Raw genomic sequence first — 12,440 nt, 5'->3', positions numbered from 1 at the left:
CATTCAAAATTGTTGCCGATCGCCCTGTTCCATCAGGATAAATTTCACGCCCAGATCGTTGCCCTGATCCAGCTGTTGTTTGATGGTAGCACGCACGTCCTCCCCCTGTTTCAGACTGGGCTTGATGTGGCTGATGATCACCGGCAGATCTTTTAACGAGCCCTCTCCGCCGCTGTACTGCTGGAGGTTTTTCAGCTCCTTCAATAGCCAGGCCGGGGTCAGATGACCATACAGATGCTTGTCATCCACCTCGTTCGGGTAAGAGGTTTCGATAATCATGCCCTTCATCTTCTTCTGTTCAATCAGCGGCCCCAGCGCGCGCCAGGCGCTATCCAGATTGCGTGACTGCTCCAGCGCGTCCGGCCCGGTATCGCCAAAGTAGGCAAATGATCCTTCACGGTCGGCTACCAGTAACATCGAAGAGGGGTAGCGATCGTGGCTAAGTGGGTACATCACGCCGCTCAAACCGGTCAGGCCCAAGGTGACACGCTGCTGTGGGCGTACCGTTTGCAAGCGGTAAGTGCCCAGCCGTGAGCCGTTACCGGCATCGGTAAAGTTGGGCCAGGCTTTCCAGTTAAAGTAATGATTGCGCAGCGTCAATACGGTATCGGCCTGCGCATAAATGGTTTTTTTACTGTCTTCCGGTGAACCGAGAATCAGTCCAGCAACGTGATCCAGATGGCCATGGCTAATAAAGTAACCGCCAATCAGTTGTCGAAAAATATACCCCTGAGGGGTGTAGGGAGCGGCCAGCTCGGGCGTGGCCTGTGGAAAACTGCCCTTTTCCAGCCCTTTGGCAATCCCCGGCAGCAGCGTTCCGGCATCCAGTGCCAGATACTGCGTCTGGCTATCACTGCGGATCAGATAAGAAGTCAGATTGCCGTCGCTGACGCCACCGTCGACGCCCAGCGCCACTACGTCAAAACCGGCCACGGCCAACGCGGAATAGCCGCCCAGGCACAGGGCCAGTAGTTTCTTCATCATCAGGAAGCTCCTTGCTGTTACTTTAAAGTCCCCCCTCGCTTGGCCGCTTCAAAAGCCGCCAACGTCTCCAGTCGAGCCTGCTGGTGTTGGACTATCGGCTGCGGATAGTTCAGTACCTGCTGCTGCTTTTCTGCCCAGCGATGGGGTTGATGAAGCTCATTGTCCGGTACATCCGCCAGTTCAGGCAACCATTTACGGATAAAAGTGCCTTTTGGATCAAAACGTTCGCCCTGAGTGGTCGGGTTAAAGATGCGGAAATAAGGCGCGGCATCGGTGCCGGTAGAAGCGGCCCACTGCCAGCCACCGTTGTTGGCGGCCAGATCGCCATCCAGCAATTGGGACATGAAATAGTGTTCGCCGGCGCGCCAGTCAATCAGTAGATCCTTGACCAGAAAGCTGGCCGCGATCATCCGCAGGCGATTATGCATCCAGCCGGTTTGATTAAGCTGACGCATGGCAGCATCGACAATCGGGTAACCGGTATTGCCCTGTTGCCAGGCCAGTAACGCCGCATCGTCGCGTTGCCAGCATACCTTATCCGTCCAGGCGATAAACGGACGATGCTTGCATAACGCAGGATACGCCACCATCAGGTGACGATAAAATTCTCGCCAGATCAGCTCATTAAGCCAACAGAAAGCACCGCTTTGCGGATCTTCCAGCACATCGGGGCACTCCACGCGCAGACGGTTGACGCACTGGCGGGGAGAGATCACGCCAATAGCCAGATAGGGTGACAGATTGCTGGTGCCGGCAATGGCGGGCAGATCGCGCTGTGTCGCATAGTCTTGCACCTGCTCGCGGCAGAAAGCACGCAGCCTTTGCAGCGCAGCCTCTTCGCCCGCGGGATATCCCTCACCCACTTCAGCCAAAGGATAATCGAACGCTGCTGCTGCGGTAAACTCAACGGCTTCCCCACGCGGGCGTGGGGCAGGGAGAGAGCTCACGTCGGACACGGTCAGCCGCTGAAGAAAGGCTTTGCGAAAAGGCGTATACACCTTGTACATCTCACCGTTGCCGGTTTGCACGCTGCCGGGGGGCAGCAACAGGCTATCGTCAAAACTGTGGCAGCTCACCTGCCCGGCCAACGCCTGTTCCAACTGGGCATCACGCTGACGTTCATTGATTTCATACTGACGGTTGTAAAACAGGGCCGTGACCTGCTGCTGATGGCAAAACTGCACCAGCCAGTTAATCGAACCAGCAAAATCGTCGCCCTGATGGCAAATCAGTTCAATCCCGCGAGCCGCCAGCGCCGCTTGTACTTGCAACAGATTAGCGTGGATAAACGCCGCCTGACGGGGTGCCATCTGGTGCTGCCTCCATTGCACAGGAGTGGCGATAAATAGCGCCAACACCTTGGCTTGCGGATCGCTACAGGCGGCAGACAGGGCTTTATTGTCGGTAATGCGTAGATCGTTACGCAACCAGACCAGATGAGTGGTCATAACATTCCTTGCAGGTTAATGCCCATAGCGCAGGCGCAGCGCCTCCGGGTAAGGCTCAAAATAGCGCTGTTGCGCCAGTTAGTTATCAGGATATTCGGCCATGTCATGTTTTAACAGCGTAATCGGTGCCAGCAGCGGTTGCATCCCCGGCGATAGTGAAAGTTTATAACGGCGGTGAAAAACGATGATCTTGTCTCCCGCTGGATAATGTTAAAAGTGTAGAATAATTGATGCGTTAGTGCGGCTTAAAACGCAAAAACCCCCGCCACAAGGGCGAGGGTTCGTAGTATTGCGACGGGCCTGGATCAGTAAAAATCGCAGGATGCCGTTTCTGCCTGTTGCAGCCAGACCGGTTTATTGCTGGTTTTCGACCACACGCGGTGTAAATAGCTGTAAAAACGTGCGCGATCGGCACGGAACAGCATAACCGGTAAGGCGATAACACCGACCAGAACCACTGCGCTGCGGCGCAGGAGGATCCGATGCAACGGATAGGCTTGATAGTTAGACATGCGAACCTCCTTCAAAACATCCGCGTCAGGTTGTCAGGACCAGACGCAATGCAAAACGGTAAATGAAGACCAATTGGAAACTGAGCAAAATATTACCGCATATGTTGTAATTTTACAACTCATCCGACCACTAAAATGGACAAAAATAGCGCAAAAAAGCCGCCACAACGTAATTTTGTTACGGCATGGTTAGTAACTAACTTAACATTGGTTAAAATGTGGTTTCTTGCCGTTGCAAGCGCCATTGAGCGGATTTTTACGCCACCAGCCCAACAACCTAAACGCCAGGAGCGCATAAAACCGCCGTTTTCTGCCGAAATTTCAATCATTTTTATACTTTTTTTACACCCTTCCCCGCTATTTTTTCATCTTCTTTTTACTGCTCTCCCTACACTCAGGCTATCAAAAACAACACCTCTGGAGGTGTCCCGTGAGTTTCAGCGTTATTGGTGGTGCGCTGTTGGTCCTGCTGCTGTTGGGCTATCTGATTTATGCCCTGTTTAATGCGGAGGACTTCTGATGGCAGCTTCAGCCTTCTTGTTGATCGCCAGCTTTATGCTGGTGCTTCTGGTGCTGGCTCGTCCCCTGGGCAGTTTTATGGCTCGCCTGATCGAGGGAGAACCGCTACCGGTGCTGCGCCATGTGGAAGCAGCCGTCTGGCGTTGCTGCGGTAATGACACCGCTGAGATGAACTGGTGGCAATACGCGCTGGCGATCCTGTGGTTCAATATCCTCGGTATCGTGCTGCTGTTTGCGCTGCTGATGACACAGGGTTCTTTACCGCTCAACCCGCAAGGGTTCCCCGGTTTATCCTGGGATCTGGCGTTCAATACCGCCGTCAGCTTCGTCACCAATACCAACTGGCAGGCCTTCAGCGGGGAAAACACCCTCAGCTATCTCAGCCAGATGGCCGGGCTGGCGGTACAGAACTTCCTTTCTGCCGCTACCGGTATCGCCGTGGCCTTTGCCCTGATCCGGGCCTTTGCACGCCGTTCCAGCGCTACTATCGGTAACGCCTGGATCGATATCCTGCGCATTACCCTGTATGTGCTGTTGCCGCTGTCACTACTGATCGCGCTGTTCTTCGTCAGCCAGGGGACATTGCAGAACTTCCTGCCTTACCTGCATGTGACCACGCTGGAAGGGGCACAGCAGACCTTGCCGATGGGGCCTGTGGCCTCGCAGGAAGCGATCAAGTTGCTCGGCACCAACGGCGGGGGCTTCTTCGGTGCCAACTCGGCACATCCGTTTGAAAACCCGACCGTATTGACCAACTTTGTGCAGATGCTGGCGATCTTCCTAATCCCTTGCGCCCTGTGCTTCGCCTTTGGTCAGGTGGCCGGTGAAAACCGTCAGGGTCACGCGCTGATCTGGGCCATGGCGCTGATCTTCATCATTGCGGTGATCGTGGTGATGAACGCCGAGCTGGCTGGCAACCCGCATCTGAGCGCACTGGGCAGTAGCAGCAACATCAATATGGAAGGTAAAGAGTCCCGCTTTGGCATTCTCGCCAGCAGCATGTTCTCGGTGGTAACCACTGCGGCCTCCTGCGGTGCCGTCAACGCCATGCATGACTCCTTTACCGCGCTGGGTGGCATGGTGCCGATGTGGCTGATGCAGATTGGCGAGGTCGTGTTCGGCGGCGTCGGTTCCGGCCTGTACGGCATGCTGCTGTTCGTGCTGCTGACGGTATTTATCGCCGGACTGATGATTGGCCGCACGCCGGAATATCTCGGCAAGAAGATCGATGTTTATGACATGAAGATGACCGCGCTGGCGATCCTGGTGACGCCGACCTTGGTACTGCTGGGCACCGCGTTGGCAATTGCTACCGACGCTGGCCGTGCTGGCATCCTCAACCCAGGGGCACATGGCTTCAGTGAAGTGCTGTACGCCGTCTCTTCGGCCGCCAACAACAACGGTAGCGCCTTTGCTGGTCTGAGCGTCAACACGCCGTTCTACAACCTGCTGCTGGCCTTTGCGATGTTTGTTGGCCGCTTCGGGGTGATCCTACCGGTGCTGGCCATTGCGGGTTCGCTGTGTGTCAAAAAACGCCAACCAGCGGGCAATGGCACGCTGCCAACCTACGGGCCACTGTTTATCGGCCTGCTGGTCGGCACCATCCTGCTGGTAGGTGCCTTGACCTTCGTTCCTGCACTGGCACTAGGCCCGGTAGCCGAACATTTACAACTGTGGTTGGCCAATTAACAGTCATAACAGAGAGAAGAACAAGATGACTCGCAAACAACGCGCACTGTTTGAACCGGCACTGATGCGTACCGCGCTGATCGATGCGGTGAAAAAGCTGGACCCACGCGTTCAGTGGCGTAACCCGGTGATGTTCGTGGTGTACCTCGGCAGTATCCTGACTTCAGCCATTTGGCTGGCGGTGCTTTCAGGCAACGCCGAAGGTAGCGCGGCCTTTACCGGCAGCATCGCTATGTGGCTGTGGTTTACCGTGCTGTTCGCCAACTTCGCCGAGGCACTGGCGGAAGGACGCAGCAAGGCTCAGGCGGAAAGCCTGAAGGGCACCAAGAAAACCAGTTGGGCGAAGAAACTCGCCACGCCGAAGCGTGATGGCGCCACCGAGCAAGTCTCGGCCGAGAGCCTGCGTAAAGGGGATATCGTGCTGGTGGAAGCTGGCGATACCATCCCTTGCGATGGCGAAGTGCTGGAAGGCGGCGCCTCGGTTGATGAAAGCGCCATCACTGGTGAATCTGCACCGGTGATCCGTGAATCCGGCGGTGACTTCTCCTCCGTGACCGGCGGGACGCGTATCCTGTCCGACTGGCTGGTGGTGCAGTGCAGCGTCAACCCAGGCGAAACCTTCCTCGATCGCATGATCGCGATGGTAGAAGGTGCTAAACGCCGTAAAACCCCAAACGAAGTGGCACTGACCATTTTGTTGGTGGCGTTGACTATCGTGTTTGTACTGGCGACCGCTACCCTATTCCCTTACTCACAATACAGCGTGGAAGCCGCAGGTAGCGGCAGCATAGTGTCAATCACCGTGTTGGTGGCCTTGCTAGTCTGCCTGATCCCGACCACCATCGGTGGGCTGTTGTCCGCTATCGGCGTCGCCGGGATGAGCCGTATGCTGGGTGCCAACGTGATCGCCACCAGCGGGCGCGCCGTTGAGGCCGCCGGTGACGTTGACGTACTGCTGTTGGACAAGACCGGTACTATTACCCTCGGTAACCGTCAGGCGTCCGAATTCCTGCCAGCACCCGGGGTAAAAGAGCAAGAGCTGGCCGATGCCGCCCAACTCTCTTCGTTAGCCGATGAAACGCCGGAAGGCCGCAGTATCGTGGTGCTGGCCAAGCAGCGCTTCAACCTGCGCGAACGCGATTTGCAGGCGTTGAACGCCACCTTCGTACCGTTCTCTGCACAAACCCGCATGAGCGGCGTCAACGTGCAGGACCGGATGATCCGTAAAGGGGCGGTGGACGCCATTCGCCGCCACGTCGAATCCAACAATGGTCACTTCCCACGCGCGGTAGATGAGTTGGTGGAAAGCGTTGCTCGTACTGGCGGTACGCCGTTGGTGGTCGCCGAAGGGCCACGCGTGCTGGGGGTAGTGGCGCTGAAAGACATCGTCAAAGGCGGGATTAAAGAACGCTTTGCCGAACTGCGCAAGATGGGCATCAAGACGGTGATGATCACCGGGGATAACCGCCTGACCGCCGCCGCCATCGCAGCCGAAGCCGGTGTGGATGACTTCCTGTCGGAAGCCACGCCAGAGGCCAAACTGGCGCTGATCCGTCAGTATCAGGCGGAAGGACGCCTGGTCGCGATGACCGGCGACGGCACCAACGACGCCCCGGCACTGGCGCAGGCCGACGTGGCGGTTGCCATGAACTCGGGGACGCAGGCGGCCAAGGAAGCGGGCAACATGGTCGATCTGGACTCAAACCCGACCAAGCTGATCGAAGTGGTGCATATCGGCAAGCAGATGCTGATGACACGCGGTTCGCTGACCACCTTCAGTATCGCCAACGACGTAGCGAAGTACTTTGCCATTATCCCGGCGGCCTTCGCGGCAACCTATCCGCAGCTGAATGCGCTGAACGTAATGCAACTGCACTCCCCCGCCTCGGCGATTATGTCGGCGGTGATCTTCAACGCCCTGGTGATCGTCTTCCTGATCCCATTGGCGTTGAAAGGGGTGAGCTATAAGGCAATGAGCGCCGCCGCACTGCTGCGTCGTAACTTGTGGCTGTATGGTGTGGGTGGCCTGCTGGTACCGTTCGTGGGTATCAAACTGATCGATCTATTGCTGACTGCATTACTCATAGCTTAATAACACATACCCAATAGCGTTCAAATTGCAGCTAGGCGACAAGCTCATTCATCCCCAGGAGCTTACTTCAGTAAGTGACTGGGGTGAGTGAGCGCAGGTAACAACGCTGCGGTTTGAAAGATGAAGGGTATAACGAGGAATTTATGATGTCTTATTTCCGTCCTTCTCTGGTTATGCTGATCCTGCTGACGGTGATCACCGGTATCGCTTACCCATTACTCACCACTGGGCTGTCGCAGTTGCTGTTCAGCGGGGCGGCCAACGGCTCGTTGCTCTATCAAGGGGATAAAGCGGTCGGCTCGGCATTGATTGGTCAGAATTTTACCCAACCGGGTTATTTCTGGGGCCGCCCTTCTGCCACCAGCGATTCGGCTTATAATACGCTGGCATCAGGCGGCAGTAATCTGGCCGCCACCAACCCGGCGCTGGATAAAGCGATCGGTGAGCGGGCTACGCAGCTGCGCCAGGCTAATCCGACGATGAGCGGGCCGATCCCGGTCGATCTGCTGACCGCTTCCGGCAGTGGCTTGGATCCGCAGATTTCGCTGGCCGCCGCCAAGTATCAGTTAGCGCGTGTCGCCAACGCTCGTCAGTTGCCGCAGGAACAGATTGCCAAACTGATTGATGAAAACACCGATCGCGCCACACCCAACTTTATGGGGGAATCGGTGGTCAACGTGCTGAAGTTGAATATGGCGCTGGATGCGTTGAAATAACGACAAACGCGATAAAACATAATTAAAGGGTTCGGCATTGCCGAACCCGCTTTGCATGGGTAAACAAGGAACTTTGATGGTGGATGACGAACTGCAACGCCCCGATCCTGACAGCCTGCTGGCGCTCGCCAATGAAAAGCCACGCGGCAAACTGAAGGTCTTCTTCGGTGCCTGTGCCGGGGTAGGTAAAACCTACGCCATGTTGCAGGAGGCCCAGCGGCAACGGGCGCAGGGGCTAGACGTGCTGATCGGTGTAGTGGAAACCCACGGCCGCCAAGAAACGGCGGCGTTGCTGCAAGGGCTGTCGATCCTGCCAGCAAAACGCATCCAGCATCGCGGCCGCCAGGTGCAGGAGTTCGACCTTGATGCCGCTTTGGCACGTAATCCTGCCCTGATCCTGATGGATGAGCTGGCGCACAGTAACGCCCAAGGCTCACGCCATCCCAAACGCTGGCAGGATGTGGATGAACTGCTGGATGCCGGTATCGATGTGTTGACCACGGTTAACGTCCAGCATCTGGAAAGCCTGAACGACGTCGTCGGCGGCATCACCGGAGTGCGGGTCAGGGAAACCGTGCCCGACCACGTGTTTGACGAAGCGACCGAAGTGGTGTTAGTTGACTTGCCCCCTGACGATCTGCGCCAGCGGCTCAACGAAGGCAAGGTCTATATTCCCGGCCAGGCCGAACGTGCCATCGAACATTTCTTCCGCAAGGGAAACCTCATCGCCCTGCGTGAGCTGGCACTTCGCCGCACCGCCGACCGCGTTGACGATCAGATGCGGGCCTTTCGCGATAACCAGGGGCGTGAAAAGGTCTGGCATACCCGTGACAGCATCCTGCTGTGCGTCGGCCATAACAGCGGTAGCGAAAAGCTGGTGCGCATCGCTGCAAGGCTGGCGGCACGCCTCGGCTGCCACTGGCATGCCGTGTATGTCGAAACCCCCAAGCTGCACCGCCTGCCGGAGAATCAACGGCGAGCCATCCTGCGGGCCTTGCGGCTGGCACAAGAATTAGGGGCTGAAACCGCCACCCTTTCCGATCCTTCAGAAGAACGCGCGGTATTACGTTATGCCCGGGAACATAACCTGGGCAAAATCATTATTGGCCGCCGTGGCGAACAGCGCTGGAAGCTGCGCGGCAGCTTTGCCGACCGCCTTGGGCAGCTTGGGCCGGATCTCGATCTGGTGATTGTCGCGCTGGAAAACGATACGCCGCAGCCGCAGATAAAAGAGCACGATAACCGAGCCTTTAGTGAAAAATGGCGTTTCCAGCTGCGGGGCTGCGCCGTTGCCGTCGTTTTATGCGCCATCATCACGCTGCTGTCGCAATGGCTGCTGCCAGGCATTGATTCGGCCAACCTGGTGATGGTTTACCTGCTGGGCGTGGCACTTGTCGCCCTGTTCTTTGGCCGCTGGCCTTCGGTATTGGCTGCGGTGATCAACGTCGCCAGCTTCGATTTGTTCTTTGTACAGCCCGAATGGTCGTTCGCCGTCAGCGACATGCAATATTTACTGACCTTTGCCGTGATGCTAATCGTCGGTATCACCATTGGTAATCTGACCGCCGGGGTGCGTTATCAGGCACGGGTGGCACGCTATCGCGAACAACGGGCGCGCCATTTGTATGAGATGTCCCGTGGTCTTAGCCAGGCATTGAGTAAGGAAGACATCGCCAAGACCAGCCGTCATTTTATCTCCAGCAGTTTCCAGGCTAAAACCGTACTGCTGTTGCCGCAGGAAGATGGCGCTTTAAAACAGATGGTGGGTGAAGAAGGCGGCCTGCTGTCGGTAGACGAAGCCATCGCCCGCTGGAGCTATGGCAAAGGTTTACCCGCCGGGGCCGGTACCGACACCCTGCCCGGCGTTCCTTATCAGCTGCTGCCACTCAGCACCTCCAAACAGACCTTTGGCCTGCTGGCGATTGAGCCGAACAACCTGCGCCAGTTGATGGTGCCGGAACAACAACGGCTGTTACAGACCTTTGCGGTACTGATCGCCAACGCGCTGGAACGTCTGCATCTGGCCCGCAGTGCCGAAGAGGCCAAGCTGGATGCCGAACGCGAACAGCTACGTAACTCGCTGCTGGCCGCCCTCTCTCACGACCTGCGTACTCCGCTTACCGTACTGTTTGGTCAGGCAGAGATCCTGACGCTGGATCTGGCAACCGAAGGCTCCAGCCACGCCCCACAGGCCAGCCAAATCCGCCAGCAGGTGCTCAGTACCACCCGCCTGGTGAACAATCTGCTGGATATGGCTCGCATCCAATCTGGCGGCTTCAACCTGCGCAAAGAGTGGCAATCGCTGGAAGAGATCGTCGGGGCATCGCTGCATATGCTGGAACCGCTGCTGGTATTGCACGAGATCAAGGTGGAGCTGCCGCCAGAAATGGTGTTGATCAACTGCGACGGTAGCCTGTTAGAGCGAGTCTTCACCAACCTGGTGGAAAATGCCAATAAATATGCTGGTGCCGATGCTATCATCGGGATCCGCGCCCACGCGCTGCCGGAGTGGCTGGAAGTAGAAGTTTGGGATAATGGCCCTGGTATCCCAGAGGAACAGACCCAGCTGATATTTGACAAGTTCTCCCGTGGCAATAAAGAGTCGGCAATCCCCGGCGTTGGCTTGGGATTAGCGATTTGTCGTGCCATTATTGAAGTACACGGCGGCCGCATCTGGGCGGAGAACCGCGCCGAAGGCGGAGCCAGTTTCCACTTTATGCTGCCGTTGGAAAAGCCACCCGAACTGGATGGAGCAGATTTTGACTTGTAACCCAAGAGTAGAGGCCCCGTGACCACATCACCGACTAACATTCTGATTGTGGAAGACGAGAAAGAGATCCGCCGCTTCGTGCGCACCGCGCTGGAGAGCGAAGGGTTACGGGTGTTTGAAAGTGAAACGTTGCAGCGTGGGCTGATAGAGGCTGGCACGCGCAAACCGGATCTGATCATTCTCGATTTAGGGTTGCCCGATGGCGACGGATTGGACTACATTCGCGATCTGCGCCAATGGAGCGCCGTGCCAGTGATCGTCCTTTCCGCACGCCATGCCGAAGAGGACAAGATTGCCGCGCTGGATGCGGGAGCCGATGACTATCTCAGCAAGCCGTTCGGCATTGGTGAACTGCTGGCTCGGGTGCGGGTTGCGCTGCGCCGCCACGCCAATAGCCAACAGGAAAGCCCGTTGATCAGCTTCTCCGATATCACCGTCGATCTGATCAACCGTAGCGTATTACGTAACGGTGAAGATCTGCATCTGACGCCCATCGAATTTCGTTTGCTGTCCGAGCTGTTAGCCAACTCCGGGAAGGTGATCACCCAGCGGCAGTTACTCAGCCACGTCTGGGGACCCAATTACGTCGAACACAGCCACTACCTGCGCATCTATATGGGCCATCTGCGGCAAAAGCTGGAAGCCGATCCGGCGCGGCCCAGACATTTGCTCACTGAGACCGGCGTCGGCTATCGGTTTATGCCTTAATCCTGCGACGATGTTGGCCCTTTCTTCAGTCCGATCATGAACTCCTTAAACGAGTCACGCAGTGGCTCAAACAGCGGATGCTTGCGGTTTTCTATCATCACTTCGGAGAACAGCTTCAGCCCGACGGCAAACGCCGCGCTGTTTTGTTCGCCAAAGTTCAGATCTTCTCGCCCTTGAATGCGTTCAACAATGGCCAGAATATCGTCGTGATTTTCTACCTCAAACACCAACTCCGGCTTGTCGACGGGTTCGCCTTTGCGATCGGTCAAGGCTTCTACGGTAATGCGGAAACGGTGGCCTGGCATCAGTTATCCTCCTGCGGCTGTTTTGGCTGACCCATTTCGGCTTCGATAGCCTCTACGGCGGTCAACAGTGCCTGATTGATACGCCCGACCTGCTCCTGAGACAAATCCGCACGCATCATGTTGCCGCGCAGCAGATAGCGCAGGCGATGCATCACTTCGGAGATCCCTTCGGCCAGATTCCCTTCATGGCGATGGTCACGCCCAGCGCCAGCCAGACGGGCAAAAATCACTTCGATGGCCGCCTGATGCTTTTGCAGCTCCTGCTTGCCGAGTTCGGTAATTTGGTAGCTCTTACGGCCATTGCCAGCCACCGCCGGTTCCAGGAAGTCTTGCTCTTCCAACAGCGTGAGGGTTGGGTAAATCACACCAGGGCTTGGTACATACAGGCCGGAAGAAGCCTCTTCGATCGCCTTGATCAGCTCGTAGCCGTGGCTAGGTTTACGCTCTACCAGCGCCAGCAGCACCAAACGCAGATCCCCGTGCTCAAACAGGCGATGACGCCCACGCCCGCCACGGCCATGTTCTTCACCACCGCGACCATGTTCTCCACGGCCAGCAAAATGGTGACGGCCGCCACGGCGATGGTGGCAATGCCCTTCTTCCCGCTGTTCATCATGGTCGTGGTGACCGTGTGAGTGGTTACGTGCAAATCGATTAAACATCATAGTTGTTACCTCTTGATTGATGATACGGCTAT

At 56.8% G+C, this 12,440-nt stretch carries 12 protein-coding genes and 1 pseudogene; 6 read left to right on the top strand and 7 right to left on the bottom strand.

The genetic code is table 11. The features are described 5' to 3' along the window. Window positions 1-3: 3 nt before the first annotated feature. From KAJ71_RS06410 to KAJ71_RS06390, 5 genes and pseudogenes are all read right to left on the bottom strand, one after another. The gene (locus KAJ71_RS06410) at window positions 4-984 is read right to left on the bottom strand and encodes an MBL fold metallo-hydrolase (RefSeq protein ID WP_248944948.1); all 981 of its coding nucleotides are present in this window, start codon (window positions 982-984) and stop codon (window positions 4-6) included. Window positions 985-1,001: 17 nt separating this feature from the next. Next, window positions 1,002-2,432 (bottom strand): deoxyribodipyrimidine photo-lyase, encoded by a 1,431-nt coding sequence (phrB, locus tag KAJ71_RS06405; RefSeq protein WP_248944947.1) that lies wholly within the window; start codon window positions 2,430-2,432, stop codon window positions 1,002-1,004. A 15-nt stretch (window positions 2,433-2,447) separates the two neighbouring features. Continuing rightward, window positions 2,448-2,579, bottom strand: a pseudogene (locus KAJ71_RS06400) (DUF1722 domain-containing protein); the annotation flags it as partial. Window positions 2,580-2,737: 158 nt separating this feature from the next. Next, entirely contained in the window at window positions 2,738-2,944 is a 207-nt protein-coding gene (locus tag KAJ71_RS06395; RefSeq protein ID WP_248944946.1) for a YbfA family protein, read from the bottom strand. Window positions 2,945-3,063: 119 nt separating this feature from the next. Further along, entirely contained in the window at window positions 3,064-3,273 is a 210-nt protein-coding gene (locus KAJ71_RS06390) for a hypothetical protein (RefSeq protein WP_248944944.1), read from the bottom strand. Window positions 3,274-3,374: 101 nt separating this feature from the next. Between KAJ71_RS06390 and KAJ71_RS23515 the strand changes: the two genes are divergently transcribed. The 6 genes from KAJ71_RS23515 (at window position 3,375) to kdpE (ending at window position 11,438) form a co-directional block, all read left to right on the top strand. Continuing rightward, window positions 3,375-3,464 carry a K(+)-transporting ATPase subunit F gene (locus KAJ71_RS23515; protein WP_037398280.1) on the top strand — a complete coding sequence of 30 codons (90 nt, stop codon included), beginning with the start codon at window positions 3,375-3,377 and terminating at the stop codon, window positions 3,462-3,464. Continuing rightward, window positions 3,464-5,152, top strand: a complete 1,689-nt coding sequence (kdpA, locus tag KAJ71_RS06380) for a potassium-transporting ATPase subunit KdpA (RefSeq protein WP_248944942.1) — start codon at window positions 3,464-3,466, stop codon at window positions 5,150-5,152. The genes KAJ71_RS23515 and kdpA overlap by 1 nt, the downstream gene beginning before the upstream one ends. 25 nt (window positions 5,153-5,177) lie before the next feature. Then, complete coding sequence (gene kdpB, locus KAJ71_RS06375) at window positions 5,178-7,244, top strand: potassium-transporting ATPase subunit KdpB (protein ID WP_248944940.1); 2,067 nt, start codon at window positions 5,178-5,180, stop codon at window positions 7,242-7,244. A 146-nt stretch (window positions 7,245-7,390) separates the two neighbouring features. After that, window positions 7,391-7,960 (top strand): potassium-transporting ATPase subunit KdpC, encoded by a 570-nt coding sequence (gene kdpC / locus KAJ71_RS06370; protein ID WP_248944976.1) that lies wholly within the window; start codon window positions 7,391-7,393, stop codon window positions 7,958-7,960. Window positions 7,961-8,036: 76 nt separating this feature from the next. Continuing rightward, complete coding sequence (gene kdpD / locus KAJ71_RS06365; protein ID WP_248944939.1) at window positions 8,037-10,730, top strand: two-component system sensor histidine kinase KdpD; 2,694 nt, start codon at window positions 8,037-8,039, stop codon at window positions 10,728-10,730. 18 nt (window positions 10,731-10,748) lie between these two features. Continuing rightward, window positions 10,749-11,438: a two-component system response regulator KdpE gene (gene kdpE, locus KAJ71_RS06360; RefSeq protein ID WP_248944937.1), complete on the top strand. Its 690-nt coding sequence runs from the start codon at window positions 10,749-10,751 to the stop codon at window positions 11,436-11,438. Here kdpE and KAJ71_RS06355 read toward each other — a convergent pair. Together KAJ71_RS06355 and KAJ71_RS06350 are read right to left on the bottom strand one after the other, a co-directional pair. Beyond that, a complete protein-coding gene (locus KAJ71_RS06355; protein ID WP_024483166.1) occupies window positions 11,435-11,743 on the bottom strand; it encodes a DUF3861 domain-containing protein in 309 nt (102 codons plus the stop codon). The two genes, kdpE and KAJ71_RS06355, sit on opposite strands and share 4 nt — an antisense overlap. After that, window positions 11,743-12,405, bottom strand: coding sequence for a PadR family transcriptional regulator (locus KAJ71_RS06350; protein WP_248944975.1), 663 nt, complete (start codon window positions 12,403-12,405; stop codon window positions 11,743-11,745). Before KAJ71_RS06350 ends, KAJ71_RS06355 begins: the two co-directional genes overlap by 1 nt. Between the last annotated feature and the right edge of the window lie 35 nt (window positions 12,406-12,440).

This window comes from Serratia silvae (assembly GCF_023282985.1).
Classification (GTDB): Bacteria; Pseudomonadota; Gammaproteobacteria; order Enterobacterales; family Enterobacteriaceae; genus Chania; species Chania silvae.
The sequence above is the reverse complement of the archived record's forward strand: the minus strand, read 5'-3'. Positions and strand labels throughout refer to the sequence as shown.